A 255-nucleotide genomic window follows, 5' to 3' on the forward strand; every position below is an offset into this window, starting at 1 on the left:
TTTCCACTTAATTCTTTCTCCATCGAAGCTGTAACATGTTTAGCTGTATGAGGAAGTGGTTGTAATTTTTGTTCTAATGACTCAATTGGTGCATAACCTTCCTGTTTCATTTCTTTATATAACTCTATTTCTTTTTCACTAAACGTTAACTCTTTTGGATCCTCAGCTTTATCTACAAAATCCACTTCTCTTTGTACCCATTTATCATATATGGCTATTTTGACTAGATCATTTAAATCAATCTGTGCATCCTTT

The 255-nt window shown here is 32.2% G+C and carries 1 pseudogene; it reads right to left on the minus strand.

Annotated elements, in window-relative coordinates:
- A pseudogene (locus ORL93_RS31155) lies at positions 1-255 on the minus strand (hypothetical protein); the annotation flags it as partial.

Origin of the sequence: Bacillus sp. DHT2 (assembly GCF_026241455.1) — a bacterium.
Taxonomy (GTDB): Bacteria; Bacillota; Bacilli; order Bacillales; family Bacillaceae_G; genus Bacillus_A; species Bacillus_A pseudomycoides.